A 26,000-nucleotide genomic window follows, 5' to 3' on the forward strand; every position below is an offset into this window, starting at 1 on the left:
GCCGATATTCAGAATTCGCCCTGCATGCACTGTACCTGCAGATGATCTCGGAATTCACCGATCGCTCGATTCTTCATGTCGTCTGACCCGTAACGGGGCTGGCTCCAAGCCTCAATGGCCAGTTGGCGAAGGGCCTTACGCATGACTTCCGAGTCTCCTTGCGCGGCCAGGTCGAGTATCTTTTGAAGCGGAACTCCATTTTGCCGAGCCTTCATCGTCTCTTCTGCAAACCGACCCATCATTGCACATGCCTCATCGCTGGATGCGGCATGAACCGCCGATGGCAATAGAGCCGCAAATGCGAACACCAAGACTTTCAGCTTATGCATGGATCTCTTGTGACGTTTGTTGATGCCCAAAGAAAGGTCAGATACTCGCACCTAAAAAATCAAAAACAATCAAAATAGTTGCGAGTGAGGGGCACGCGGGGGTCCGGGAACGGGCTCCACCCCCCTATATGCGCCGCAACCGCATCGCCGCCTCCGCGCGGCGCCGACTGGCGGCAAGGGAGTTCGACCGTGCGATTGATGGAGCGTCAGTGCTGGGCGCGATGCCCTGTTTGCGCATGGCAGCTTCTGCTCGTCTAACCGAGCCGGATCGGCCAGAGAGCGAGGCGCTCGTCGTCTCATATGCTGGAAATGCGGTTAGAGTGATTTCGTAAAGGTCAACATCTTCGATGGTTCGAAGCGGCAGGCTGTCACCGTCATCTTGCCAAGACTCAGAGCGAACGTAGAAGCCAAAACTGCAACCGCGGACGTCTCTCCTCGCGACCGTGCCGATCGCAGTTTGACCTTCTGGCGTAGAAGAATCGACGTCCAAAGAAAAATAGAGGCCAGTCGCATCTTCCTGAAGCGTGAGGCTTCCCGATGACGTGCGGCCGAGGACGCGGCCAGAGTCATGGTCAAGCAGCATTACAACGTCGGGCGCCTGGCGAAGCGTCCGGGTAAACGCGCCAGGAGCGATGCGCTCCCGAAAGTCAGCAATAGTCGTAATGTCCCCGAAGCGCACGGCATATCCGGAAATTACGTTATCGGCCAAGTCTTGCCTCCAGGTCGGTGTCTCGCGTATCGCTAGAACGTGCCTCCTTCAGGATGTCCACGATCTCGTCTGCGGTCATCGATGAGTTCAGAACTTGGCCACCAGGCAGCCTGATGCTCCGCCTGTTCGATCGCTTGCGCTTACGCTTATCCGCGTATTCAACCCCATCAAGAGACATAGCCAGCCTCCTGCGCTTCCTTGAGGTAGTGCAAATAGCCGGACATGAACGTCGGTCGCATCGGCGGGAGATAGCTGAGCGCCACGTCTTCCCGATCGAGCGCATCAAGCAGCTTCTCGGCATCCTTGGCGGCAGCGTCAACGTCGTTTAGGGCAACGCAAATCTTGGCTACGCGCAGGCCGTATTCCTCTCGCACGGCGGCGCAGACTGCGACAGAAGCCTTTCCGCGACGGTCCGCCAGGCGACGACGCAGTATCTCGATAGCATCCTCAAGGTCTGCCACTTGGTGGCGCTTTTCCTTGAGCCTCTCTGGCCGCTGCTGAAGGCTGGTGTCGACGGTATTGCCAAGTAGCTCGGCCACGCCTGAGCGCATGCGCGGCGCCGGTCTCGCCAAGATGTCAGCCTCGATTACAGAGGCCTCCCGATGTGCAGCGGAATGCTTGCTCATCAGGTCGGTAAGGTGCGTTTCAATAGTGGCGTATTCGCTGTCGGCTTCGGCTAGCGAAAGCACGCGAAATTCAGGTGATTTAGCCATTGGCATTTCTCCCTTAGACAATTTCGATGACATCGCCTGCGGCGACGGTGATGGAGAGACGATCGCCGCTGTTCAACGTCAGGACGTCTGCGCGACCAGGGAGGCGGACCGTGACGGCGTTGTCGTTGACGACGGGCCGAACAGTGACGATGCCATCTGCGGCAGCGACGAAGCGCGCGCCAGAGCCGAAAAGCACGATTGGCTCAGCGTCAGATTCTACAGAGAGGTATGGGGTGTTCATTAGTTGTCTCCAAAAAGGTCATTGATTGCGGCGACGAATGCGCCGCCGTTGATTTCGACTGACTTGCGATGGCCGAAGGCCTGCCAATGGCCTGGCGTGCCAGCGCCAAAGCGGCGCGTGTCGATGGGGTCGGTTAGTGTGATCTCAGGCCAGTTGCCCACCACAGAAATGATGGTCTTCGCCACACGTGCTTTTGCGTCTGGCGAGCCCGTAGCCGCGATTTCAGCCAGAATATCTAGTTCATCTCCGGCAGTAGTGCTAATCCGCTTTGGCGCGCCTGAGTTCTCTGGGAGGCCGCCGAGGCGCAATTCACGGTACTGTCGCACAGTATCGGCAACGGCCCGTAGCGGGCAGTCTAGGGCAACGCCAAGCATCAATGTGGCGACGTGCTGTGGGGTGATTTCCGGCGTGTGACGTGGGCCGCCCATGGGCAGGATGCCACTATCAATGAATTTACGAGCCACAGCCGCTGTGCGGCCGGGGTCGTATCCGACGCGGGTAGTCAGTGCCGCGACGGCGTCGTTAGTTACAGCCATTACGGCTTCCTTTTTTCAAATTGAAATGATGGGTGTCAAAAAGAAGCCCGGCGCGAACACCGGGCGAGTCGGGAGAGGGCAAATCCCTTCTCTCTATTGGGCGTGGTAGCGGGCGAAACGGTCCGACTACGCTACAAATTTATCGGCGAACTTCAGAGCGTCGACTGCGATGCGTCGTCCATGGCGATGCGCAGCGCTTGCTGCGTAGCCATAAGCTGCTCCGATCTCCGCAAAACTGTCTGCCTCCAGCGTGAGACGTACTACTTTCAACCTGTCCCGACCGAGGTAGGCAGCAAATGCGTCCGCTTCCGCAACTCGATCGATTTCAGCTAGAGCTTGAGGTCGGGATGGCGTGGCCGTTGTTATGCGAGCGGTCCAGCCTTCTCCTTCCGGGCCGCGCTGGTCGCCCTGTTTATAGTCAGGTCGACACCGCTTGCCCCTCTTTACGTACTCCATGAGAGTCCCTCGGAAGAAGCGCATTCCGAAGAACTTACCGAGGCTGCTCCTCCCTCCGACTTCTAGAATCTCATGGCCAGCTTTCTTTTCTCGCTGGAACTTTAAACCACCATCGAACCGCTCGACCTGACCTTTCTGCTTCCCGTGTCGGTGAACGACCACGCGGCTGCGCATGCCATCCGAATAAGCGTCGAGCAGGTCTTCCACAAATGTATCATTGCCTGGCGTGACTTCATGACGGAAATCTAGGCCAAAGCCGATGTTGTCGTTGTCGGCAGAAAATGCCGCATCGCACTGCGTCAGGTCGGCCGGGCGCAGCAGTTCCTCGACGCGAACGAGACAACGATACTGGTCAGGTGCGGTCTTTTGAAGATTTAGACGAATGCGCATTGGGCTTGGTGGCTCGGCGGGAGGCGACTGTCGAACTTCGCGGTGCTCGGGGAGCGGAATGCAGACGGTTCGCGGCTGCTGGCGATTATCATTTGCCGCTACCCGGAACGCCGGCCGGGCGATGTATTTCGGGTGTAGGTAGCCCAAGTCTCTCCTGGCTCTGGCTTCGTCACTCGACGTCCGAGCGACGTTGAGGTGTTGGTGGAGTGTGAATACTTACGCGCGACGCGGGCCGGCCGGCCCGCGATTTCTGCCCAAGATTTCAAGATAGTACCCTCGAAAAGTACCGGACGTTGCCGGAGGCGCCGCTTTGCGGTCGCCAGGTATGCCGGCTTGCCGGCGGCCTGCCGCCTGAACGGCGGTCATTTGTGGGCGGCAAACGCCACCATCTACAAAACTAGCCGTTTACCGCCGTTTTGTCAAGATTTAGTAGCAGCATCCGTTCGGACACAAAATGTAGCGTCCGACACCCAGTCTGGTCGCGCTATATCAAAGTTATCCCCACAATCCCCACAGCAGACGCGTCCGGCCAAATCCTGACTATATCTAGTGTTCAGTTCCCTGAATGTTCTGCTATGATGCACAAATTGTAGCCGGAATCCTCCGGCGGAAAGGAGGTGATTGGAATGAGCAAGAATCAGAAGATTGGACGCAACGCAGGAAACGGGCAGTTCACGACGGTTAAGACCGCCACGAACAAACCCGCCACCCACATCGTTGAGACGATAAAGCGCAAGTAGGTGGGCTATGCCGACCTAAGAGCCGGGCGGTTCACTTTGCCGGTACCCCGCCCGGTTTCCTTTTTCCTCTGTAACGAGGCGAAGGTCAAATCACGAATAGCCAATCGCGAAATTCGGCGCTTTTCCTTTTGAGAGGAAATACGCTAGTGCTGGTGGGCGAGTCGGCTTTAAGGGTGGCGAGATGGTCAAAAGATTTAGCAAGTTCCTCGCTGAGCAGAAAGAGGTCGAGGCAATCAAAAGCATTGCCGAGCCGATGGTAATATTCTGGTACGACCCCGCAGATATCGATGCGGCGAAGTTGGCGCTCGATGTACTTGAAGAAGGCCAAACCTATAATTTTAGCAAAGGCTATCATGCGCGTTTCGACTTAGGACTACAGCCAAATCAACAAGATCACCTTCATGTATATCTTAGGAAAAACCACCTTTGTGTCATAAACAAGGATGGAACTGCGAGCCATAAGTCTGATCTCTCTCTCATCCCGAAACACGTAAAAGCGGAGATAAGAAAACTTGGTGTTGTTACTCTTGCGGAGTCGATGCTGACCGAAGAAGCGTCGTTTGATCAGTATTCAGTTCCCAAGGCCGCCCTATTATCATTCAAACTGCATGTTCTCGCGTTGTCGGCACAATGAAAGGCCCTCGTGCGCGTTGCGCACGCGCGAGGAATTCCTGTATTGGCGTTAGTTGTTAATGGGGGCGCCGCTCCCGTGGTCCGCTGTCGGAAGAGGCTGACTCGCCCCCTACCAGTCATCGTCATCTTCGGCCGCTGGCGACCACCCAACCTTGCTGAAGTCTGCAGGTGTTGCTCCCATTGAGCCGAGGCACAGGCGCAGCAGGTTCATGCCACTGATTCCCAGTTCGCCGCGCTCCATGCTTCCGGACAGAAGCGAGGCAATCGATGTAATGCCACGATGCGAACGATTGAGCCAAGGCAAGGAATCAGCGAACTCACGCCATGCGGTTTGTGCCTCAGCGGCTAGCCAATGGGGCGGCTCGCCAATAGGGTCTGTGTATTCTGGAGGCAGGTTGGAGCCGGGCCGAAAACGCTCCGGATGCTTCATGGAATAGCCCGTCATTCGGGCTTTCTCGATTGGTACGCGTGGTCGTGGCAATGGGATGACCCCCATATTTTGAATTGGAAAAATGCGCGCGATTGGCCCCCGCCGGTCTGTGGTTCAGTCGCCGGCCAGGTCTCGGAAGGCCCCCTAGGGGGGGCGGAACCGGCGCGGTGCGGTGGCGTTGATCACCCTTCATGATGGGAGATGATCGATGTGGAGAATGTTGAAGATGGCCTTGTTAGCCTACGTGGCCAGGGCGATCATTCGAGAGAACTTCGCCAAGCCTTCCGTTGAGGCAGCGCCAGTCGCACGCAAGCTACTCGCCCCGCCGAAGCGGTCCACATCCTGATTGTCGTTGGCTGGCCGTAGGTCAGGGCGCTCCTTATACAAGGCGGCCCATGATATCCGTCGCCTGGTCACGGTCTCGTTCGTTGCAGGCGCGGTAGCGGTCATGCGTTCTCCTGTCTGTATCTATGCATTAGACTGGTTAGAGTGATTAGACTCAGAAGGAAGTCTAACCGGTCTGAGCAGTCTTATCGGGGTGGTAGTAGGCACCGTATCCCGCCTTAGTGACCTCGCCGGCTGCCACCATCTTAGTGAGAAGTACGTTGACGTTGCCGACCTTCATGCCAGTAGCGGTAGCAATCTCAGCAGGGCTCATCACTTGGGTTGCCCCGAGCAGCGCGGCTAATATCTGACGTCGTTCTCCAGACCGCTTGACCTCATCGACATCGCCAAGGACAGACCATCTACCAGCGTCAAACTTCAGGGCCTTCTCAACCTCTTCAACATCGCGACCTCTGCCATAAAGCTTTGGGCCGTCCGAAGTGCGATTGAGGATCAGGATGGAATCCGCGGCGCCTGTCAGCCCGTTTGTGCCAGATATCATCTCCAGGGGATCTTCAGCCTCAGCCTTGCGAACGTGAGTCACTGCGACCACAGCAAGCCTGTGCTCGCTGGCGAACCGTTGCAGGGGTGAGAGCGCCTCGTAATCCGCAGCATAGCTGTCCTGATTCTTCCCCTTCGGCGGACGGACGATCGCCAAGGTATCCACGATGATAAGGCGCGGATCCGGAACCGATTTCCGCCAGGCATCAAGCGCCTCGATCAGCCCAGCGCCGATTTTGGGGGCTTCTGTCTGTAGCGACAACCGCGCCATATTCGGGCGTTTAATCCTCGGTAGCACGACGCGGAGCCGGTCCTGCAGTCGCCGCTTATTGTCCTCGAGCGCGAGATAGAGTGCATCCCCTTCCTCGCATTCCGCACCAAGCGATTGCCCACCGCTTGCAACAGCAATGCCGAAGTCGAGCGCCAGCCAAGATTTACCAAGTTTCGGCCGGCCGCCGAGGATCGTTAGCCCTTCAGCAACGAAACCCGGAATGACATATTTAATCGGCGCGAATTCCATACCCAGCAATGTCTCGGCGTCGATCGGCTCGAATTTGGGCTTATTGTCGTTCGCGGGTTGGGGTCGGGGCTTGGGTGCTGCCTCCTCGCATGGTGGCTCGACCACGGCTGGCAGAGTTTGCAGCGGCTCGTCGTTGATGATGGCGTCCATGACGATGCCGACTGCGGCCTCGCTCGGGTGGCCACCGATCTGCCGAATATAAGGCGTGCCATTTTGCCAGAGCGTGACGACTGAAGTGTCGTCGCCCTTGCCGAGGAAGCGCGCGAAGCTGTCCGTTAGAATGCCAAGACGTGGAACGTCTCCCAGTTCGATCTCGGACCAATGACCGGCAAACTTTTCGATCGTGTCGCGGTCGGTATTGGGCCAGTCCGGCTCGTTGTCTTTGAACGGAACCAGGACGATGTCGCCATAGAGGATGTCGGCATAGTCGGTCAGGCAGTCCAACGCGTGTTCGCGTGGGTCTATCGCTACTAAGTCAGCGCCCGGCTGGACGTCTTCCGCAAGAGCGGACGGCAATTCAAACGGTATCATTGGCTACACGGCCTCCCATCGCCAAGAAGGCGGCTTCAGCCATGCGGCGGGCATATGCCCCGTCAAAGGAGGCGAACCGCTGTCCGCCTTTGGTGGGCGAGAAGACGAACCTCTTGCCGTCGCTCGTGAGTGCCAATTTCAGTCCAATGAGCTTGAGGCCATCAGCCACTTCAGCGTCAAAGATCGCGACATCGCGAAACCGCCCACCGCCGTGATGGACGGTAGGCCTACAGTTGAGAATTTTCACAATTTGATTTCCGGTTGGGAGGTGTGGTTGCTGCGCCGGTTGGGTCCGGCGTTTTTTATGGTTACGGCAATGATTGGCAATGAATGAACGGAACAAACGGTGATTTTTCGATTCAAACACCGCCGCTAATTAGTTGTTTTTAAAGGAATTCTGGATTGGCTATGTTGTTCGGGACGAGGGGGTCGCAGGTTCAAATCCTGCCACTCCGACCAGCCAAGTCAAATACTTAGGTATTTGCTTCTCCCGATACCCCTCGGATTTCCCCACAGTACCTAATGAGGCGAGCTTGATCCTGGTCTCCAAGATCCCTTCTTGTCTCAGCGTAATGCGGGGCTAGATGCTCTCGCCGATCGAAGCTGACCGCCATAGCTCTGCCAGTGGCCAATTTCACGATAGCCGCCGTAAGGGCCTCGTCGGTATCGGGGCAACTGGGCGCGCGTGCGCGAAGCTCCTCAATAGTCTGACCAATGGAAATAATGTCGCCGTCGCGCCAGTCAGGAAGAACAGCGCAAATCAGCTCTTGCGTAGTGAGGCCAGGCGGAAGGACGCGCTTCATACTGCCCATGGGAACCCTCCCTGACGAATAAGCCGACGCCAAGGATAATACGATTAATTCAGGCCAGGCGAGTCGGACTGAAGTCTTGCCGCGAGAATGATGCCACAAGGTTGGTGGCTATCGATTCTCCAGCCGCCGGAGGGCGGCCTGCGCGGATTTCAGATGTTCGATTAAGCTCTCGAGCAAGCGCTCGTCTTGTTCCGTCGGGCGCCCTTTTTTGCCAAACGTCCGATTGCCGGTAAATCTCACGGGCGGCCAAAGCAATGTACGCCCTACTTGGCGAGAGAGCGAACCTACCGAGCCATCGCGTTGACGGCCACCCTCATCTACCTTGTGGCGGGCCTGTGGGTCGCCTGGCCGGCGCGGTAGCTCTCAGGCACTGCGTCGGCCTCCTTCACTCCGCTTTTGATCGTGGCCGGATCGTGTTTGGAGAGCCGCCTGCAATCGTGCGGCGGCGAGGAGAATGCTGTCCGGTATCGATTCGGGAGGAGCGACCTTTTCCATAGGCCGTATAACAAATGTTAGTCCCAATTGTTCCGGATCGGACGATGTGAAAAGCCCGCTTGCCAGGGCCAGCGGCTCACGGTTGCTCACAGCCTGCGAACCGCCGTATGATTGGCAGGGGTTGGGAAATAAGATGGCGCCAAGGTTCATAGCAAAACAGCTTTCTTGGCCGGCCGGTATCGCCGGCTGGCTCATCCGCGCTGGCATGAACCGGGGCAACGCCCGGCTGAACAGCTACGCTCTCGATCAATTGCAGCTGGTTCCTGAGGATCGAGTGCTGGAAGTCGGTTTCGGCGGTGGTCCGGCAGTGCCGCGCCTTGTCGGTGGCGCCGCATTCGTCTGCGGTGTTGATCGCTCCCCCGACGTGGTGAGCGCCGCCACTCGGCGGTTTGCCGTTGCGGTGCGCGCCCGACGCGCCGAGTTTCACGTCGGGACGGTTGAAAATCTGCCCTTGCCGGATGCGACATTCGACAAAGCCCTCAGCGTCCACACAGTTTACTTCTGGCAAAGCCTGAAAGCCGGATCCGCTGAGTTGGCACGCGTTCTCAGGCCTGGCGGGCGGATCGTTTTGGGCTTCCTTCCCAAGGCGCACATGGACCGGATGAACATGCCAGCAGATATCTTCACCCCACGTGAACCGGACGAGATCATAGCTGCTCTGGAAGGTGTGGGGTTCAGCGAGACGGAGGTTCGAAAACCGAACTCGGAGACGGCATGGGCCGTCGCGACAGGTATACGAAACTGAGCTGTCGCATGCGGAACAAGTGGCGGCCACAAAGCCCGCGGGCACGCGCCAGCGGGCTTTGATGGTATTATGCTGAACCCTTAGCCGGTGGGGCCTGAAGGCGGAGAAAGTGTTAGGGCGACAACGCTTGACAGCTTCTCGCGCTTGGTGAGTTCCGGCTTCTGATAGATCTTCTTCATCGCTCAGCTCACTCTTTGATTGGATTTGATATAGGGGCCAGCTGGGCTGCGATGCTGCCTAAACATTCGCGCTTCTGCAATTCTGGCTTTACATATGTCTTCTTCTTCATGGGAATCCCCCGGTTGCCTCTCAATGGGCAGAAACTGCGTGCAGGCCCGACCATTGGCAAGCCAAACGAAAGCCCGCCACTGAGGGGACGGTGGCGGGCTTTCTTTGAAAGCTGTTCGAACAACTCTCCCGCGCCTCTATCCGGGGCGCTGGATAATGAACTTGGGCCGATGGAATGGGTTCCCGACGGAAGCAAAAAAACCGGCTGCATGAGCCAAGCGGGCTTTAAACCATTTCGCCGGTCACCATTCGCCGGTCAGGGAACTGGCGGGGGTGGCGGCGGCGGTAGCGATGCACCGGGTCCGGCCGTCACAAACGAAAGTCGTTCGCGCTTGATCAGCGCTGGCTTCTCATAGATCTTCTTCATAGTATGCTCCTCGCTTTACCCTGGCGGAAAATTGCTTGCACTTGCGGAGCTTGTCAACCGCCTCCGACCACAAGTTCGGGCGCTAGCCAAAAACGGAGGCCAAGAATAGCAGGACCACCATCCGTTCGGGATGAGGGGGTCCCGGGTTCAAATCCTGCCGCTCCGACCATAAAAACAATGTGTGGGCATTGCTCTTGAGCAGAGGCCGCCGCGAAGTCACATCGTGTCGGTCAAGTGCGGTGGTTCGCCGCGGCCGCTTTGCAGGCGCCTAGCGCAAGCCGAAAAAGCTCAATACCGCTATGACGACGACCACCGCTCCCACGAGCCAAATGATGTTGTTCATAATCTTTACTCCTTGTTGCCCGGTGAAGCCCGCGCCTCTGGCGGAGGACGCGGGCCGACCAGCCTTTGCCTGCTGATCTTCAGCGGACACCAAACCGTGATGTCTGCCGCGGGAAGAACTGTTAGGCTGGCCTAATGTTCCGCGTCCATGCAGACGGCGAGGCGGGAGACCCCCTCTTCCCAATCCTTGCGGCACGACAGCCAGCCTTTCGATTGCCTGCGTCCCGGCTGCCTCCGCCCCCGGAACCAAAGAGATCAGCAGCAGTTGTATCCGACGAAGGGCTAATGAAAGCATGTGGAGAACTTGCAATGAAAACAATGGTCATGTGCGCTTTGGCGCTTTCGATGGGATTGCCCGCGTTGGCTTCGGCAGCCGAGGCTGACGTCGTCATCAGGACCCATCATCGGCACCACCACAACGTCAGGGTCATCAATGAGGAAGGCCAGCGCCTGCATCACCGTCACCACGGGACGGTCGCGTTCTACGACCATGGCCGCCGGCATCATTATCGGCATCATCATTATCGGCATAATCGGGATGCCGTGGTCGTGACTGGTTCCGTCTCCACCCATCGTCACCACCACCCGGTCGTGATTGAAAACGGCGGTTACTGATTGTCATCTGGTGGCCCGGCATCATGCCTGGCCACCAGATAGCTTTTCCCCTAGCATGCACCTTCCACGCGAATGCTTGGGCGTTATTGGCCGCAGCCAAAACACCCTCCCATCATGGAAAAAGTCGGCGCAAGCGCTTCTCGGCGTCATGCGTTCGTGTTGACCGACGCTAGCCTGGGGCCGCGCCAAAAAATCAGGGTTCGCCCGCCACCTGGAGCAGCGGGCGAACCCTATCGGCGCAGGAATGGACTGGGCTGCGCCGATGGGCAAGGAAATCAGCCGAGGACTATTCCGGCCACCATGAAAGTGATGGCCATCGCGAAGATCGGTGCGAGCAACCAGCGCGCCTGACCAACACTCTTCTCCATCGGCTTCCTCCCACAAATCGCAGAGGACCAACGACGGCGGACAGCACGTGTTCCGGGCTCCGTTCCTGGCAAGACCATTGCGTTTGAGCGTCAGACCTAGGTCCTAGGCCCATCGGACCGAAGCCCAGCCCTGGAACGATCGTCGGCGCTGCAGGTTTGGCTGGTTGGCGTGGGATATCCGAACAAAGCGAAGATGATGATGATCACAATCTCCAACCGTGACGATGCAATTTCCCATGCCTTGCGGCTGCGCGTGGCCGACCTCAGGAGCAAGATGCGGGAGGCGCGGATCACCGAGGGCGACATCAAGATCTTCCAAAAGGTCGCGGCCGTCATGGAAGACGGTCAAGGCCGAATTGATGGCGACGATCTGATTGCCGCATCCTTCGTTATCGACACGCTGACTGACAAACCACGCCCTGAGTGACATGCCGAAGATCAGCAGGCTTTTTGAATCCCATGCCGAAGCGGCGCGGGTCGCCGGCGACCTCTTCGCGGCCGGGGTTCCCCGCGTACAGATCGCTGTCATCGGGCCCTACCGGGACGAGATCGGTGTCCTGAAGTCTCCTTGTGTCATCCTTGGTGCCGCCGCCGGGCTGTTGGCGTGCCTGGGCGCTTATGCGATTTACGACATCCGTTCTTTCCCAATCGGCCTATCGGCAATGGCCCTGGCCGTGGGGTTCTGCGGCTGCGTGCTGGGTGGGTCGCTCGGAGCCTGGGTCGCGACCACCGGAAGGCCCGACGACCGGAGCCTCGACGAAGGGGTTGTCCTGGTGACGGCCGATGTCGATGACAACGCGACCGACATTGCCCAGATGGTGCTCGGCGGTGGCGCCCCCATGACCGAATTGGCCGCCGAAGCAGCGTAAGACTTTCCGATTACACGGGCCGATGACACTCCGGGCCGACAACCAGTGCGGCACGCGAGCACTGGCCGGCCGGACAGACTTTGACGAAACGGGCATCGGCGCTAGGTTGATCGATGAGCCGGCAAGACGGCGAACCGGACGCGGACATGAATTTGATCTCAACGGCAGGCTCGGCACCGGTTCTTCTGGCTGTGATGTTTCTGGTTGGCGGATGCGCAACGATCGGCGGAACGGCCGATCCGGCCAAATACCAGAGCATGAGTTGTACCGAACTCAACAGTGCCGTGGGAAGCAGCGCCCGCGACATCTCGCAAACCGCGGTCACCCGCGGCAAGGTCGCCAACACCAGCGTGCCGCGCTGGCTGCTTGGCGGATCGCGCGTCAAGGCCGCTGTCGCCAACCGCGAAACGGCCAGGATTGACCGGTTGAAGCAACAACAGGATGCCCTTTTCGCGGCCCGCGCACGCAAGTGCGCGAGTTCGGCGGGCTGAGCGAACAGGCCTCAGCTGCAGTGGCTTATCATGCGCTCAACCGGAACCGCGTGACGTCGATCGCGGCATTCATCAGCGTCTGGGTGTAAGGCGCTTGCGGGTTGCTGAAGATCGCGTCAGTCGGCCCCTCCTCGACGATCTTACCTTGTTTCATGACGATGATGTAGTCGGCCATGGCGCGCACCACGGCGAGGTCGTGGCTGATGAACAGGTAAGACAGTTCGTGATCGGCCTGGAGCTTGCGCAGCAGTTCCACGATCTGTTTCTGCACCGACCGGTCGAGCGCCGAGGTCGGCTCGTCCAACACGACCATCTTCGGCTTCAGGATCATGGCGCGGGCAATGGCGATGCGTTGCCGTTGTCCGCCGGAGAATTCGTGCGGGTAGCGGTTGCGGGCGTTGGGGTCGAGGCCGACTTCACGCAAGGCTTCGACCGCGCGCTGGTCGCGCTGCTTGCCAGAAAGGTTGGGCTCATGCACCAGCAGCCCTTCGGTGATGACCTGGCCAACCGTCATGCGTGGTGACAGCGAGCCGAACGGATCCTGAAAGACGAGCTGCATCTGGCGCCGCAGCGGCCGCATCTCCCGCCGGTCGGCGGTGGAGATATCGCGATCGCCGAAGCGAATGAGCCCATCGCTCGGCAATAGCCGCAGCAAGGCGCGGCCGAGCGTCGATTTGCCCGAGCCGGATTCGCCGACGATGCCGATGGTCTGGTTGCGCTGCAGCCGGATCGAGATGTGGTCGACGGCTCGCAGCATCATCGGTTCGCCGGCCAGAAACCCGCCGCCGATCCTGAACGTGACTTCGACATTCCTGCCTTCGAGAACCACGGGCGCATTGGCCGGCGGCGGCGCCTTGGTTCCGGTTGGCTCGGCCGCCAGCAGCATCTTGGTGTAGGCATGCTGCGGATTGGCGAAAATGGCTTCCGCCTCGCCTTCCTCGACGACCTCGCCCTGGCGCATGACATAAACCCGGTCGGCGAAGCGGCGGACGATGCCGAGGTCGTGGGTGATGAAGACGATCGCCATGCCAAGCTTGCGCTGCAATTCGGCCAAAAGCGTCAGGATCTGCGCCTGGATGGTCACGTCGAGCGCCGTCGTCGGTTCGTCGGCGATCAGGATGTCGGGGTCGTTGGCGAGCGCCATGGCGATCATCACGCGCTGGCGCTGGCCGCCCGACATTTCGTGCGGATAGGATTTCATCCGCCGTTCTGGGTCGGGAATATGGACGAGCCGCAGCAGCTTGAGTGCCTCCTCATGCGCTTTGGCCGCACTCAGGCCGCGATGCCGGCGGATCGGCTCGATCAACTGGTTGCCGATCGAATAGAGCGGATCGAGCGAGGTCATCGGTTCCTGGAAGATCATGCTGATCTTGCGGCCGCGGACCTTGTTCAGCTCGGATTTGCTCAAGGTGAGCAGGTTGCGGCCGCGATAGTCGACATGGCCCGACGCTTCGCCGTTGGAGGCCAGCAAGCTCATCGCCGCCATCATCGTCTGGCTCTTGCCCGAGCCGGATTCGCCGACCACGGCAACGGTTTCGCCCGCGTTCACATGGATGTTGATGCCCTTGACCGCTTCGACCGCGCCGTCGAGCGTGCGGAAGCGGACGCGCAGATCCTTGACGCTGAGGATCGTTTCGGGAGTGGCCATGTCAGCGATCCCCATTTTCACCGATCCCTTGGGTCAAGCGCGTCGCGCAGGCCGTCGCCGACGAAGTTCAGGGCAAACAGCGTCGAGACCAGGAAGAAGGCGGGGAACAGGAGCAGCCAGTTGGCGGTGCCGATGTTCTTGGCGCCGACGGAGATCAGCACGCCCCAGCTGGTCATCGGCTCCTGGATGCCGAGGCCGAGGAACGACAGGAAGCTCTCCAGGATGATGACCTGCGGTACCAGCAGCGTCATGTAGATCACCACCGGCCCAAGCAGGTTGGGGATGACATGGCGGATCAGGATGCCGCGTTGGCCGATGCCCATGGCTTCCGCCGCCTGGACATATTCCTGGCGGCGGATCGACAGCGCCTGGCCGCGCACGATGCGGGCCATGTCGAGCCATAGCACGGCGCCGACCGCCAGGAACATCAGAACGAAATTACGGCCGAAGAACACCACCAGCATGATGACGAAGAAGATGAACGGCAAGGAATAGAGCACGTCGACGATGCGCATCATCACCTCGTCGACCTTGCCGCCGGAAAAGCCGGCGGCGGCGCCATAGATCACGCCGATCGCCACCGCAACAACTCCGGCAAGCAAGCCGATGGCCAGCGAGATGCGCCCGGCCATCAGCGTGCGCGACAAGAGATCACGGCCGGTGTTGTCGGTGCCGAACAGGAAATACTGCTGTTTGACCGACGCGCTCATCGTCACCTCGAGGCCGTCGGGCGACTTGTTCTCGATCTTGGTGTCGTCGAAGGCATCGGAACGGTCGAGGTAGCGGATGTTGCGGTCGTCGATCGGCTTGGTCGACTTGACCGTGACGAACACCTGGCTCCCCTCCTGGTGCCACTCCTTGATGTCGACCCGCATGCGTTTGATCGCCTCGGTGAGCGCCGTCTCGATCATGTCGGGCTTCGGATAGGCCGACAGGCTTGGCGGCATGCGCACATAGTCGGCATAGATGGTCGTGTATTGATGCGGAACGAACCAGGGACCAAAGACGCTGACGACACCGATCAGAACGAGGTAGTAGAGGCTGAACATGGCGGCGCGGTTAGCCTTGAGGCGCGCCCACGCATCGCCCCAGAGCGAACGGCCGATGACGACGGGAGCCGTGGCAGCGATGTCAGTCATAGCGCACCCTCGGGTCGACGACCGCGTACATGACGTCGACGATCAGGTTGAAGACGATGGTGAAGATGGCGATCACCACCACCGTTCCCATGACCAGCGTGTAGTCGCGGTTGAGCGCGGCATCGACGAAATAACGGCCGACGCCCGGAATGGAGAAAATCGTCTCGACGATGACCGAGCCGGTCAGCAGTGCAGCCGCCGCCGGGCCGGTGAAGGAGACGATGGGCAGGATGGCGCCGCGCAGCGCATGCTTGACCACAACCGACCAGTCGGAGAGGCCAAGCGCGCGCGCGGTGCGGATATGATGGGACCGCAGCGATTCGATCATGGAGCCGCGCATCAGGCGGGCGACGATGGCGATCTGCGGCAAGGCAAGCGTCAGCACCGGACCGACCTTGTTGATAAAGGCGCCGTCGCCCCAGCCGCCAATCGGCAGCAGCCTCCAGGTCAGCCCGAACAGGAGCTGGATCACCGGCGCGATGACGAAAGTGGGGATGGTGCTCCCGGCGGTCGCCAGGGCGATCACCGTATAGTCGCCAAGCTTGTTCTGGTTGAGCGCGGCGATGGTGCCGAGCACGCTGCCGAGCAGCAGGGCCAGGATCAGCGCCGAGGCACCGAGTTGGACGGAAATCGGCAGGCCCTTGGCAAACAGTTCGGTGACGGTGAAATCCGGCATGTTGTAGCTCGGGCCGAAATTGCCGCGCAGCAGATTGCCGAGATAGTGGACATATTGCAGCCAGAGCGGATCGTTGAGGCCGAACTGGGCTTCGAGGTTGGCCTTGATCTCGGGGCTAAGGCCCCGCTCCTGGTTGAACGGGCCGCCCGGCGCGACGCGCATCAGGAAGAACGCCATCGTCACGATGACGAACAGCGTCGGGATGGCGGTCAAAAGCCGCCGGAATACATATCGCAGCATCGGTGCCCCGCTTGATCCGGAGCCTGCACGTCCAATTGGACTGACATGCTCCAGCCTTCAAATCTTCGCACCGGATGTTCCGAAAATTCGATTCCGCTTCCCGGGCCGATGCGATGGCAAACCAGCGCCGCCGCGCCCTGAGGGGCGCGGCGGCTTGGCCAGGGATCAGTCCTTGCTGACGAAGCGCGACGGATGCACGTCCATCACATTGTCGACGAAGCCATGCAGCTTCGAGGAAACGATGTCGTGATAGCTGTAGTAGAGCAGCGGAATCTGGCCTACGTCGTCGATGAGGATGCGCTCGGCCTCGGAGAGGTCCTTCATGCGCTCTTCAGGCTTGCCGCCGGCGGCAGCAGCCTTGTCCATTGCCGCTTCGTAGGCCGGGCTGTTGTAGTTCGAATAGTTGTTGCCGCTGGCCTTGCGCGTGATGCCGAGGAAGGTTTCCGGATCCTTGTAGTCGGCGATCCAGGCGGCACGCGCCACGTCATAGTCGCCCTTCTGCTCGAGGAAGGAGTAGTGGGTCTTGGTGTCGGTGTTGAGCAGCGTGACGTCGACGCCGAGCGGCTTCAACTGTTCCTGGATGGCCACGGCGGTGTTCTTGTGGTTTTCCGAGGTGTTGTAGCGGATTTCCATCTTCAGCGGGTGCTCGGGCGTGTAGCCGAGCTTCTCGAGGATCTTCTTGGCCGCGTCCTCACGGTCGATTTGCGGCATGTCGGCGTATTTGGCCATTGCGGGCGTGTAGCCCTCGATGCCGGGAGGCACCATCGAATAGCCGGGCAGCATCGAATTCTGCCAGACCTTCTCGGCGATGAAGTCGCGGTCGATCGCCATCGAGATGGCGTTGCGCAGCTCGGGATTGTTCCACGGCGCCTTGTCCGTCTTGATCGCATAATAGTAGGTGCCGAGATAGGGACCGACATGGATCTGATCGCCGAACTTGGTCTTGAGGTCGGCCAGCTGTTCGGTCGGCAGATCGTCATAGCTGTCGAGTTCGCCGGCCTCGAAGCGCTTCATTGCCGACGAGCGGTCCTCGGTCGGGATGTAGTTGACGACGTCGAACTTGACGGTCGCGGCGTCCCAGAACTTCGGATTCTTGACCAGTTTCATGTGGTCGTTGGGAACCCATTCGGCCAGCGTATAGGCGCCGTTCGAAACCAGATTGCCGGGCTTGATCCAATCGGCGCCGAGCTTCTCGATCGAGGCCTTGCTGACCGGATAGGTCGCCTGGTGGGTCAGCATCTCCAGGAAGTAAGGCGTCGGCGCCTTCAGGGTCACTTCCAGGGTGTTGGCGTCGATCGCCTTGACTCCCATGTCCTCGGGCTTGCCCTTCTTGGTGTTGACGTCCTCCGCACCCTTCACCGGATACAGCATCGAGGCGTATTCGGCGCCGGTCGCCGGATCCTCCAGCCGGTGGAAGGCGTAGACGAAGTCGTCCGCCGTCACCGGGCTGCCATCCGACCACATGCCGTCCTTGCGCAGCTTGAAGGTATAGACCGTACCGTCATCCGATACCGTCCAGCTTTCAGCTGCACCCGGGATGAGGTTGGCCTTCTCGTCCTGCATGACCAGTCCCTGGAACAGGTCACGCAGCACGTTGGCTTCATAGACCGTCGAGGTCTTGTGCGGGTCGACCGATTCCGATTCAGCGGCGGTGCCCCTGTTATAGACCGTCTCGGCAAAGGCCGGCGTCAAGAATGTGCCGGCAGCCAAGGTCATGGTCGTGGCGAATACCGTCGCCCTCAACATGTTTTTCAGCATGAAGTTCTCCCTGTCGGCGCTGCCATCGGCGCGCCTTTACGTGTTGACGCCCCGGAACCGATGTCTGGCTCCTTTGGGCGTGCCGTCGGTTCCCTCCGGCGGCTGGTGGCAGGAGACTAGACAGGAGGTAAGCTCTTTTCAACCGAGTACTGATTGACCCTAAGTCAATCCCCCTTGCCGAGAAAGCAACCGCTAAATTAGAGATTCACTTTCAATCGACCACAGCTTTTGGTTGTGCCTAGGGTTTTCGCTTTCTGCATGCGAACTTGGGCATGCTGGAGCCATGGTTCACAACCTCACTTCCAAGCCCCGTAGGCGCCAGTTCCGCTCAGACAATTCGGGAACTTCAGCGATCGAATTCGCTCTCCTGTCGCCGATCTTCATGCTTCTTTTGCTCGGCATGGTTGCATATGGCATCTATTTTGGAGCCGCCAACTCGATCCAGCAAATTGCAGCCGACGCCGCCCGGACGGCTATTGCGGGGGTGAACCAGACCGAGCGACAGACGCTCGTGGCCAGCTATCTCACCAACAACGCTGGCGGCTATCCGTTCGTGGACGCCAGCAAACTGACCTATCAGGCCAACGACAGCGTGGCCGACGGAAGCCAGTTCGTGGTGTCGGTCTCATACGACGCCCGCAACCTGCCCATCTGGAATCTGTTCCCGGGCGTAGCCATGCCGGGGACGACCATCAGGCGTCAGTCAACGATCAGGGTCGGGGGTATCTGATGCGGCAGCGCGCGGGCAAGGGCATCGGCCGGCTTGCATGGGCGATGATCGGAGACCGGAAGGCGAACTTCGCCGTTATGACCGCATTGAGCGCGCCGGTTGCGTTGGCGCTGGCCGCGGTGGCCATTGACGAAGGTTCCATCTACACCGAGCGCCGGGAGGCCCAGGCGATGGTGGACCTGGCCGCGATCACCGCCGCTTCGAACATCAACAACGTCAACACGGCCGTAGTCACCACCCTCACCGACAACGGCATGCCGGGCGTCGTCGTTCAAGCTTCGGGTCAGACCATCGCCCCGGCCGTCGGCAAAACCGTGGTGACGGTCACGCAAGGCCGATATGCCGCATCCACCGCCAATGTCAGCCAGCGCTTCCAGGCGGGCGTGACGCCCTACAATGCCGTCCGGGTTACTTTGGCGAAGATCCCCAACCGCTATTTCGCCAGCTCGCTGATCCCCACGCCGGTCATCGGCACCCAAGCCATCGCCAGCAATACGCCGCAGGCGACATTCTCGGTCGGATCGAGACTGCTCAGTGTCAATGGCGGCATTCTCAACGCACTTTTGAGCGGACTTCTCGGCGGCAACATCTCGCTCAGCGTCATGGACTACAACGGGCTGGTCTCGGCGGATGTCAGCGTGCTTTCCTTCATCAGTGCGCTGGGCACGCAACTGAACATCACGGCCGGCACTTATTCGGACGTTCTGGCCTCGAAGGCGACTGTCGGCCAGATCGCCACCGCCATGGCCAATGTTCCCGGCCTCGGCAATACGGCAAAGGTCGCCCTGCAGACGATCGCCTCCAAGTCTACCAGCACCGTCAAGATCCCGCTCAGCAGCCTTGTCGACCTTGGATCCGTCGGCAGCCTGGGCCTCGGACAACAGCCGACCGGCCTCGGCGTCGATGCAAGCGCCATGGGAATGCTGACCGCGGCGGCCGTGCTGGCCAACGGCACCAACCAGGCCGCGGTCGATCTCGGCGCCACCGTCCCGGGATTGCTCTCCACCAAACTCGACATCGCCATCGGCGAACCGATGCAATCCTCGCCCTGGCTGGCGATCGACGGTATCGGCTCCGTGGTTCGGACCGCCCAGACGCGCATCAAACTTACGGCCTCCGTCGGTATCGGCACGCCCGGCCTCGGCGGCGGCATCAGTCTGCTGGCCGTCAATCTGCCGCTCAATGTGGAAGTCGCCTATGCCGAGGCCAAGCTGACCGACATAAGTTGCCCGACAGGGCCATCCAGCATCAACGTCTCCATCGCCGCGCACCCCGGCATTGCCCAGTTGAACCTGGCCAACAGCAACAACCCCTCCGGCTTCGCCGATTTTAGCCACCCCCAGACTTTCACTGATGCGAACATCGCCGATGTGAGCCTGAAGCTGTTGTTGATCAACATCCCGCTGATCCAGGTGACGGGTTCGGCCGCCACCGCGATCACCAACAACAGCCCGCAGACCCTGACATTCAACGCGACCGACATCGCCAACAAGACGATCAAGACGTTTCGACGCGAAACATCTCGCAGTCGCTCACCACGTCGCTGATCAGCAACCTGTCGCTTTCGGTCAATGCGCTTGGTTTGGGCATCGATCTGACCGCCCTGCTCGGAGCTGTCAAACCGGCGGTGGTGGCTCTGCTCAACACTGTAACAGCGCCCGTTGACGACTTGCTCTACAATGTGTTGTCGGCACTTGGCGTCGGTGTCGGCCAGGCCGACGTGCGCGTCACCGGGGCGACCTGCGGGCGGGCGGTGCTCGTCCAGTAGAACCTGCAGAGACCGGTCAGCCGACCTGACCGAGGAAACAGCCCAGCGTTGGCAGTGAGACCTCGCTATCCCCGACAGCGGCGCCGGCTATGGTTGCGGCGACACTTCCGACATCCGCGGGTACTCGCCAAGTCACCGGTTCCCCCGCGAAATTGAAGACACACAGCAGCCTCTCCCCGCCATTTTCGCGGATGAAGGCGAGCACGTCGCCTTCAGCGTCGAGAAAGCGGATCGAACCGCTGATCAGCGCCGGATGCCGCCTGCGCAAGGCGAGCGCCGAGCGGTAGGCGGACAGCACGGATTGCTCCTCCCCGTTCTGCACATCGACCGCGCGGGCGCGATGGCTTGCCGGGACCGGCAGCCAGGGTTTTGCGGTGGAAAAGCCCGCATTGTCCGCGCCGGCCTCCCAGACCATCGGCGTGCGGCAGCCATCCCTGCCCTTCACGCCGGGCCAGAAACGGATGCCGACGGGATCGCGCAGATCCTCATAGGCAAGCTCCGCCTCCTCAAGGCCGAGCTCCTCGCCCTGGTAGAGGCAGATCGAACCCCGCAGGCAAGACAGCAACAGGATCGAGAATCTGGCCACGGCGTCGGGATCGCCATCCGGCCGCGTCCAGCGGCTGACATGGCGCACCACGTCATGGTTGGAAAACGCCCAGCAGACCCAGCCATCGACAACCGCGCTTTCGAATGCCTCGACGCAGCCGCGCACATGCGCGGCCGAAAATTGCGAGCCGAGCAGGTCGAACGTGTAGCTCATCTGAAGCTTGTCGCCGCCGGAGGTGTAGGCGGCGAGCGTCTGCAGCGAGCGGCCTTCATCGCCGATCTCGCCGACGGCGGCGCGGTCGTCATATTCGTCGAGCAACGCACGAAAGCGCCGCAGGAAGGCCAGGTTCTCCGGCTGCGTCTTATCGAACAGATGCTCTTGATAGAGGTAGGTGTTGGTTTCCGTGTTGGTGCCGGCGACGCTCGAGGCCAAGGGCGGATTGCCGCGCAGCCAACGATCGTGGACATAGTAGTTGACCGTATCCAGCCGAAAGCCGTCGACACCGCGATCGAGCCAGAACCGCACCGTGTCCAGCAACGCGTCCTGGACCTCCAGATTGTGGAAGTTCAGGTCCGGTTGAGCGGCGAGGAAATTGTGCATGTAATATTGCCGGCGGGTCGCGTCCCACTCCCAGGATGGCCCCCCGAAGACCGACAGCCAATTGTTGGGCGCGCCACCGTCAGGCCTGGCGTCGGCCCAGACGTACCAGTCGGCCTTGGCGTTGTCGCGGCTGGCGCGGCTTTCGATGAACCATTCATGCTTGTCGGATGAATGCGACAGCACCTGGTCGATGATGATTTTCAGGCCGAGCCGGTGCGCCTCGGCGATCAGCGAATCGAAATCCGCCAGTGTGCCGAACATCGGGTCGACGTCGCGATAATTCGACACGTCGTAGCCCATGTCGGCCATCGGCGACTTGAAGAAGGGCGACAGCCAGACAGCGTCGACGCCGAGCGAGGCGATATGGGCGAGCCTTGCCGTGATGCCGCCGAGATCGCCGCTGCCGTCGCCGGTCGTGTCCTGGAACGAGCGTGGATAGACCTGATAGATGACGCAGCCTCGCCACCACTCGGCCCCCTGCCTGGCATTGTCGTCAGCCATTATGAACCCTTCCCGGCGCCACCGTTTCCGGTCCGGCCGTCGATCATGAAATTGACGCTACGGCCCGGCAACGGACGCAGAAGGTCGATCGCCTGTGTCTCGATTGCCGGGCGCCACTGGAAGCCATCTCGCGCCGGCAAGGTGAAGACGCATTGGCGGCGGTCACCATTGATGATGATGGCAAGCCTGCCGTCCTCGCCGCCAAGCAGCATGACGAGGCGATGCCGGCCGGGGTCGTTCCAATCGGTCTCGCCGAGCGGAGCGCCCGTCTCGCTCAGCCACGAGACATCGGGGATGTCGGACGCGCTTGACGGTTGCCCGGTCAGGAAACGCGTATCCGACAGCATGGGCACCGCGCGCCGAAGCGCGGCAAGCGCCGACACATATTGCTCCAGTTCGAGGCTCCGCCTCGCCCAGTCGAGCCAGGTGATGGCGTTGTCCTGCGCATAGGCATTGTTGTTGCCTTGCTGCGTTCTGCCGAACTCGTCGCCTGCCGTCAGCATGATGGTGCCGCGCGAGGCGAACAGAGTGGCGAGCAGCGCGCGCTGGTCGTCGAAGCGCGCCTTGCTGATCGCTGCTTCGTTCGTGTCCCCCTCGACGCCATTGTTCCAGGACAGGTTTTCGTTGTGGCCGTCACGGTTCTGCTCGCCATTGGCCGCGTTGTGCTTGCGCTCATAGGCGACGATGTCGGCCAGCGTCATGCCGTCATGGGCGGCGATGAAGTTCACACTACGGCTTGCCGGCTCCCCTGCCCTGTCGAACACGTCGGACGAACCGGCAAGGCGCGTGGCGAGAGCACCGATCATGCCGGCATCGCCGCGCCAGAAGCGTCTGACATCGTCGCGGTAGCGGTCGTTCCATTCCAGGTATGGCGCCCGGAAATTGCCCAGTTGATAGCCGTTTGCCCCGATGTCCCAAGGCTCGGCGATCAGCACGCGGTCGGCAAGCACCGGATCATGGGTGACGGCCTGGAGCAGAGGTGCTTGCGGATCGAAGGCGCCATCGACGCGGCCCAGCACCGGCGCCAGGTCGAAGCGGAAACCGTCGACGCCGGCCTTGCGCACGAAATGACGCAGCGTGTCGAGCACCATTTCGCGCACCACCGGATGATCGCAGGCGATCGTGTTGCCGGTGCCGGTGTCATTGACCAGCCCGCCATCTTGCCGGTGCCTGTAGTAGGCCTGGTTGTCGAGGCCACGCAGCGAAAGCGTTGGTCCCAGCCGGTCGCTTTCGCCCGTATGGTTGAAGACGAGGTCGAGAATGGTGCCGATACCAGCCTGACGTAACGCCGCAACGGTGTCGCGCAATTCAGCCAGGCCGCCGGATGCGAGGCGCGGGTCGAGCGCCATGAAGGTAACGGGATTGTAGCCCCAGGCGTTCCTCAGGCCGAGCGGCGGCAGATGCCGCTCGTCGATCGAAGCCGTCACCGGCATCAGTTCGACGGCGGAAACACCGAGCTTTTGCAGATGCTCGATGATGGCCGGATGGGCAAGCGCGGCGATCGTACCGCGCATTTCTTGCGGCACATCCGGATGCAGCCTGGTGAAGGCGCGCACGTTCAGTTCGTAGATCAGGCCGCCCGGACGAAACAGTGGCGGCAGGGTCGTCGGAACCGTCGGCAAGGCTTTGGCCACGGTCTTGGGCATCAGCGACGCGGTGTCGGCGCCCTCATTGCGCCGCGCGGCGAGCCGCCAGTGATAGGCGTAAGGCCGGTCGATTTCGACTGCATAGGGATCAACGAGCAGCTTGTCGGGGTCGAACCACAGCCCACGCTCGGGTGCATAGTCGCCGTCGGCACGCAGGCCGTAGCGCGTGCCCTCGGCCAGGCCGGCGACGAAGAGCGCGTGCACGCCGTCGCCTTCCGGCTTCAGCTCAAGGCGATCGCGTTCGCGGTTGCCCTGCTCGTCGAAGATCGAGACCCAGAGGCGGCGGGCCGACGAGGTCCATGCGGCAAAGCGGATGCCTTCGGGAGTGATGGTGGCGCCGAGGTGGGTCAAAGGTGTCGGCCTTGTCGGGTCTTGCAAACGTTGGACATTAGCCGAGCCCTCCCCGACTTCGTCATCCCTGGGCGAAGCAGGAGCGAAGCTCCGTCGCGGAGACCCTGGGATCGATGCCGTGACCTTAAACCAAGGGCCAGGCCGAGCAGGGCGTCGCACCGTGGCACCGCCTTGATGTCACGGCATGGATCCTCCGGTCTACGCCGCGTCGCTACGCTCCTTGCTCCGCCCGTGGATGACGAAGCCATGGCGGCCACCCTCAAGTAATCACGCTTGGCTTGTCGCGGCCGGTGTGGCTCTTGATCCCGGCGATGTCATCGGCCGCTGAAATCAGGTCGGCGAGCGCCACCTGCGTGTCGAGGTCGTGCCTCGCCTTGTCCGGCTCGTAGCGCTCGATATAGACGCGCAGGGTCGCGCCCGAGGTGCCGGTGCCCGAGAGGCGGAAGACGACGCGCGAGCCGCCTTCGAACAGCACCCTTATGCCCTGGTGCTCGCTGGTCGAGCCGTCGACCGGATCGTGATAGGCAAAATCGTCGGCATTGCCGATCTTCAGGCCGCGCACGCTGGTGCCGGGCAGCGAGCCGAGCTTGGCCCTGAGTTCGTCGACCAGCGCATTGGCGCGGTCGCTCTCGACCTCCTCGTAGTCGTGCCGCGAATAATAATTGCGCCCATAGGTCGCCCAGTGTTCGGTGACGATCTGCTTGCAGCTTTCGCCGCGCGCCGCCAGGATGTTGAGCCACAGGAGCACCGCCCATAGGCCGTCCTTTTCGCGGACGTGGTTGGAACCGGTGCCGGCACTTTCCTCGCCGCAGATCGTCGCCATGCCGGCGTCAAGCAGATTGCCGAAGAACTTCCAGCCGGTAGGCGTCTCGTAAATGCCGATACCGAGCTTGTGGGCGACGCGGTCGGCCGCGCCGCTGGTCGGCATCGAGCGGGCAATGCCCTTCAACCCGTCCTTGTAGCCCGGCGCCAGGCGGGCATTGGCGGCGAGCATGGCCACCGAATCCGACGGGGTGACGAAAATACCCTTGCCGATGATCAGATTGCGGTCGCCGTCGCCGTCGGAAGCAGCGCCGAAATCCGGTGCATCCGGTCCCATCATCTCGTCATAGAGGTGCTTGGCATGGACCAGGTTGGGATCGGGGTGATGGCCGCCGAAATCGGGCAGCGGTTTGAAATTGCGGCAAGTTCCGTTCAGGGCGCCGAGGCGGTTTTCCAGTATTTCCTTGGCATAGGGTCCGGTTACCGCATGCATGGCGTCGAAGCGCATGCGGAAACCCGACTTGAACAGTTTGCGCAGCGCGTCGAAATCGAACAGGCTTTCCATCAGTTCGGCATAATCGGTGACCGGATCGATGATCTCGACGGTCATGCCGCCGGCCTTGACGGTGCCGACCGTATCGATGTCGATCGGATCGATGTCGGCGATCTTGAAGCTCGAAATCACCTTGGTCTTCTCGAAGATCGCGTCGGTCAGCTTTTCCGGCGCCGGGCCGCCATTGCCGGCATTGTACTTGATGCCGAAATCCTCATGCGGCCCGCCGGGATTGTGGCTGGCCGACAGGATGATGCCGCCGAAGGTCTTGTATTTGCGGATGACGTGCGAGGCAGCCGGCGTCGACAGGATGCCGCCCTGCCCGACCATCACCTTGCCGAAACCGTTGGCGGCGGCCATGGCGATGGCCTTCTGGATGACCTCGCGGTTGTAGAAGCGGCCGTCGCCGCCGATCACCAGGGTCTTGCCGGCAAATCCGTCGAGCGCGTCGAAGATCGACTGGATGAAGTTCTCGGCATAGTGCTCCTGCTGGAACACTGGCACCTTCTTGCGCAGCCCCGACGTGCCGGGCTTCTGGTCGAGATAGGGCTTGGTGGGGACGGTGCGTATCATGCT

23 protein-coding genes and 1 pseudogene are annotated in these 26,000 nt (G+C 60.8%); 8 read left to right on the plus strand and 16 right to left on the minus strand.

Features of this window, described 5'->3' with window-relative positions; translation table 11 throughout:
- Positions 1-8 precede the first annotated feature (8 nt).
- The 6 genes from LB564_RS21700 to LB564_RS21725 form a co-directional block, all read right to left on the minus strand.
- Positions 9-329 carry a hypothetical protein gene (locus LB564_RS21700; RefSeq protein WP_224540827.1) on the minus strand — a complete coding sequence of 107 codons (321 nt, stop codon included), beginning with the start codon at positions 327-329 and terminating at the stop codon, positions 9-11.
- 124 nt (positions 330-453) lie between these two features.
- A complete protein-coding gene (locus LB564_RS21705) occupies positions 454-1,038 on the minus strand; it encodes an HK97 family phage prohead protease (protein ID WP_224540829.1) in 585 nt (194 codons plus the stop codon).
- Between the two features lie 167 nt (positions 1,039-1,205).
- Positions 1,206-1,751, minus strand: coding sequence for a hypothetical protein (locus tag LB564_RS21710; RefSeq protein ID WP_224540831.1), 546 nt, complete (start codon positions 1,749-1,751; stop codon positions 1,206-1,208).
- A 13-nt stretch (positions 1,752-1,764) separates the two neighbouring features.
- Positions 1,765-1,992, minus strand: coding sequence for a hypothetical protein (locus LB564_RS21715; RefSeq protein WP_224540833.1), 228 nt, complete (start codon positions 1,990-1,992; stop codon positions 1,765-1,767).
- Positions 1,992-2,528: a hypothetical protein gene (locus tag LB564_RS21720; RefSeq protein ID WP_224540835.1), complete on the minus strand. Its 537-nt coding sequence runs from the start codon at positions 2,526-2,528 to the stop codon at positions 1,992-1,994. Before LB564_RS21720 ends, LB564_RS21715 begins: the two co-directional genes overlap by 1 nt.
- Positions 2,529-2,654: 126 nt before the next feature.
- Positions 2,655-3,521 carry a hypothetical protein gene (locus tag LB564_RS21725; RefSeq protein WP_224540837.1) on the minus strand — a complete coding sequence of 289 codons (867 nt, stop codon included), beginning with the start codon at positions 3,519-3,521 and terminating at the stop codon, positions 2,655-2,657.
- Positions 3,522-4,295: 774 nt separating this feature from the next.
- Here LB564_RS21725 and LB564_RS21730 point away from each other — a divergent pair.
- On the plus strand, positions 4,296-4,748 hold the full coding sequence (locus LB564_RS21730; RefSeq protein ID WP_224540839.1) for a hypothetical protein: 453 nt from the start codon (positions 4,296-4,298) through the stop codon (positions 4,746-4,748).
- Between the two features lie 108 nt (positions 4,749-4,856).
- On the opposite strand, the gene LB564_RS21735 is transcribed toward LB564_RS21730, so the two are convergent.
- The 3 genes from LB564_RS21735 to LB564_RS21745 all read right to left on the minus strand — a co-directional run bounded on the left by LB564_RS21735 (position 4,857) and on the right by LB564_RS21745 (position 7,360).
- Positions 4,857-5,192: a hypothetical protein gene (locus tag LB564_RS21735; RefSeq protein ID WP_224540841.1), complete on the minus strand. Its 336-nt coding sequence runs from the start codon at positions 5,190-5,192 to the stop codon at positions 4,857-4,859.
- Between the two features lie 496 nt (positions 5,193-5,688).
- Positions 5,689-7,113 carry an AAA family ATPase gene (locus LB564_RS21740; RefSeq protein WP_224540843.1) on the minus strand — a complete coding sequence of 475 codons (1,425 nt, stop codon included), beginning with the start codon at positions 7,111-7,113 and terminating at the stop codon, positions 5,689-5,691.
- Positions 7,100-7,360 carry a hypothetical protein gene (locus LB564_RS21745; RefSeq protein WP_224540845.1) on the minus strand — a complete coding sequence of 87 codons (261 nt, stop codon included), beginning with the start codon at positions 7,358-7,360 and terminating at the stop codon, positions 7,100-7,102. The genes LB564_RS21740 and LB564_RS21745 overlap by 14 nt, the downstream gene beginning before the upstream one ends.
- Before the next feature lie 1,193 nt (positions 7,361-8,553).
- On the opposite strand from LB564_RS21745, the gene LB564_RS21750 reads away from it, so the two are divergent.
- The 5 genes from LB564_RS21750 (at position 8,554) to LB564_RS21770 (ending at position 12,505) form a co-directional block, all read left to right on the plus strand.
- A complete protein-coding gene (locus tag LB564_RS21750) occupies positions 8,554-9,165 on the plus strand; it encodes a class I SAM-dependent methyltransferase (protein WP_140709763.1) in 612 nt (203 codons plus the stop codon).
- Between the two features lie 1,306 nt (positions 9,166-10,471).
- Positions 10,472-10,777 (plus strand): hypothetical protein, encoded by a 306-nt coding sequence (locus LB564_RS21755; RefSeq protein ID WP_140709759.1) that lies wholly within the window; start codon positions 10,472-10,474, stop codon positions 10,775-10,777.
- 564 nt (positions 10,778-11,341) lie between these two features.
- Positions 11,342-11,572 (plus strand): hypothetical protein, encoded by a 231-nt coding sequence (locus tag LB564_RS21760; protein ID WP_224540847.1) that lies wholly within the window; start codon positions 11,342-11,344, stop codon positions 11,570-11,572.
- A 1-nt stretch (position 11,573) separates the two neighbouring features.
- Positions 11,574-12,014: a hypothetical protein gene (locus LB564_RS21765; RefSeq protein WP_224540849.1), complete on the plus strand. Its 441-nt coding sequence runs from the start codon at positions 11,574-11,576 to the stop codon at positions 12,012-12,014.
- 146 nt (positions 12,015-12,160) lie between these two features.
- A complete protein-coding gene (locus LB564_RS21770; protein ID WP_224540850.1) occupies positions 12,161-12,505 on the plus strand; it encodes a hypothetical protein in 345 nt (114 codons plus the stop codon).
- Between the two features lie 28 nt (positions 12,506-12,533).
- On the opposite strand, the gene LB564_RS21775 is transcribed toward LB564_RS21770, so the two are convergent.
- The 4 genes from LB564_RS21775 to LB564_RS21790 all read right to left on the minus strand — a co-directional run bounded on the left by LB564_RS21775 (position 12,534) and on the right by LB564_RS21790 (position 17,966).
- Complete coding sequence (locus LB564_RS21775) at positions 12,534-14,153, minus strand: ABC transporter ATP-binding protein (protein WP_140709753.1); 1,620 nt, start codon at positions 14,151-14,153, stop codon at positions 12,534-12,536.
- Between the two features lie 17 nt (positions 14,154-14,170).
- On the minus strand, positions 14,171-15,292 hold the full coding sequence (locus LB564_RS21780) for an ABC transporter permease (protein ID WP_224540852.1): 1,122 nt from the start codon (positions 15,290-15,292) through the stop codon (positions 14,171-14,173).
- The gene (locus LB564_RS21785; RefSeq protein WP_127279557.1) at positions 15,285-16,208 is read right to left on the minus strand and encodes an ABC transporter permease subunit; all 924 of its coding nucleotides are present in this window, start codon (positions 16,206-16,208) and stop codon (positions 15,285-15,287) included. The genes LB564_RS21780 and LB564_RS21785 overlap by 8 nt, the downstream gene beginning before the upstream one ends.
- Before the next feature lie 165 nt (positions 16,209-16,373).
- Positions 16,374-17,966 carry a peptide ABC transporter substrate-binding protein gene (locus tag LB564_RS21790; protein ID WP_140709747.1) on the minus strand — a complete coding sequence of 531 codons (1,593 nt, stop codon included), beginning with the start codon at positions 17,964-17,966 and terminating at the stop codon, positions 16,374-16,376.
- 283 nt (positions 17,967-18,249) lie between these two features.
- Between LB564_RS21790 and LB564_RS21795 the strand changes: the two genes are divergently transcribed.
- Positions 18,250-18,696 (plus strand): TadE/TadG family type IV pilus assembly protein, encoded by a 447-nt coding sequence (locus LB564_RS21795; RefSeq protein ID WP_224540853.1) that lies wholly within the window; start codon positions 18,250-18,252, stop codon positions 18,694-18,696.
- Positions 18,696-20,464: pseudogene (locus LB564_RS21800) on the plus strand (pilus assembly protein TadG-related protein). The gene LB564_RS21795 and the pseudogene LB564_RS21800 overlap by 1 nt, the downstream one beginning before the upstream one ends.
- Positions 20,465-20,480: 16 nt before the next feature.
- Here the strand turns inward: LB564_RS21800 and LB564_RS21810 are convergent.
- The 3 genes from LB564_RS21810 to LB564_RS21820 all read right to left on the minus strand — a co-directional run bounded on the left by LB564_RS21810 (position 20,481) and on the right by LB564_RS21820 (position 25,997).
- A complete protein-coding gene (locus LB564_RS21810; RefSeq protein WP_224540859.1) occupies positions 20,481-22,112 on the minus strand; it encodes an alpha-glucosidase family protein in 1,632 nt (543 codons plus the stop codon).
- Positions 22,112-24,109 carry a glycogen debranching protein GlgX gene (glgX, locus tag LB564_RS21815; protein WP_224540861.1) on the minus strand — a complete coding sequence of 666 codons (1,998 nt, stop codon included), beginning with the start codon at positions 24,107-24,109 and terminating at the stop codon, positions 22,112-22,114. The genes LB564_RS21810 and glgX overlap by 1 nt, the downstream gene beginning before the upstream one ends.
- Positions 24,110-24,368: 259 nt before the next feature.
- Complete coding sequence (locus LB564_RS21820; protein ID WP_224540863.1) at positions 24,369-25,997, minus strand: alpha-D-glucose phosphate-specific phosphoglucomutase; 1,629 nt, start codon at positions 25,995-25,997, stop codon at positions 24,369-24,371.
- Positions 25,998-26,000: the final 3 nt, after the last annotated feature.

The sequence above is a fragment of the Mesorhizobium sp. ES1-6 genome (assembly GCF_020164775.1).
Classification (GTDB): domain Bacteria; phylum Pseudomonadota; class Alphaproteobacteria; order Rhizobiales; family Rhizobiaceae; genus Mesorhizobium.

Bases quoted from the DNA above. Each gene is read 5' to 3' on its own strand.
- LB564_RS21740 (WP_224540843.1), bottom strand. From the start codon at position 7,113: ATGATACCGTTTGAATTGCCGTCCGCTCTTGCGGAAGACGTCCAGCCG.
- LB564_RS21730 (WP_224540839.1), top strand. From the start codon at position 4,296: ATGGTCAAAAGATTTAGCAAGTTCCTCGCTGAGCAGAAAGAGGTCGAG.
- LB564_RS21700 (WP_224540827.1), bottom strand. From the start codon at position 329: ATGCATAAGCTGAAAGTCTTGGTGTTCGCATTTGCGGCTCTATTGCCA.
- LB564_RS21810 (WP_224540859.1), bottom strand. From the start codon at position 22,112: ATGGCTGACGACAATGCCAGGCAGGGGGCCGAGTGGTGGCGAGGCTGC.
- LB564_RS21820 (WP_224540863.1), bottom strand. From the start codon at position 25,997: ATGATACGCACCGTCCCCACCAAGCCCTATCTCGACCAGAAGCCCGGC.
- LB564_RS21715 (WP_224540833.1), bottom strand. From the start codon at position 1,992: ATGAACACCCCATACCTCTCTGTAGAATCTGACGCTGAGCCAATCGTG.
- LB564_RS21785 (WP_127279557.1), bottom strand. From the start codon at position 16,208: ATGCTGCGATATGTATTCCGGCGGCTTTTGACCGCCATCCCGACGCTG.
- LB564_RS21795 (WP_224540853.1), top strand. From the start codon at position 18,250: ATGGTTCACAACCTCACTTCCAAGCCCCGTAGGCGCCAGTTCCGCTCA.
- LB564_RS21790 (WP_140709747.1), bottom strand. From the start codon at position 17,966: ATGCTGAAAAACATGTTGAGGGCGACGGTATTCGCCACGACCATGACC.
- LB564_RS21770 (WP_224540850.1), top strand. From the start codon at position 12,161: ATGAATTTGATCTCAACGGCAGGCTCGGCACCGGTTCTTCTGGCTGTG.
- LB564_RS21750 (WP_140709763.1), top strand. From the start codon at position 8,554: ATGGCGCCAAGGTTCATAGCAAAACAGCTTTCTTGGCCGGCCGGTATC.
- LB564_RS21760 (WP_224540847.1), top strand. From the start codon at position 11,342: ATGATGATCACAATCTCCAACCGTGACGATGCAATTTCCCATGCCTTG.
- LB564_RS21780 (WP_224540852.1), bottom strand. From the start codon at position 15,292: ATGACTGACATCGCTGCCACGGCTCCCGTCGTCATCGGCCGTTCGCTC.
- LB564_RS21765 (WP_224540849.1), top strand. From the start codon at position 11,574: ATGCCGAAGATCAGCAGGCTTTTTGAATCCCATGCCGAAGCGGCGCGG.
- LB564_RS21735 (WP_224540841.1), bottom strand. From the start codon at position 5,192: ATGACGGGCTATTCCATGAAGCATCCGGAGCGTTTTCGGCCCGGCTCC.
- LB564_RS21720 (WP_224540835.1), bottom strand. From the start codon at position 2,528: ATGGCTGTAACTAACGACGCCGTCGCGGCACTGACTACCCGCGTCGGA.
- LB564_RS21710 (WP_224540831.1), bottom strand. From the start codon at position 1,751: ATGGCTAAATCACCTGAATTTCGCGTGCTTTCGCTAGCCGAAGCCGAC.
- LB564_RS21775 (WP_140709753.1), bottom strand. From the start codon at position 14,153: ATGGCCACTCCCGAAACGATCCTCAGCGTCAAGGATCTGCGCGTCCGC.
- LB564_RS21755 (WP_140709759.1), top strand. From the start codon at position 10,472: ATGAAAACAATGGTCATGTGCGCTTTGGCGCTTTCGATGGGATTGCCC.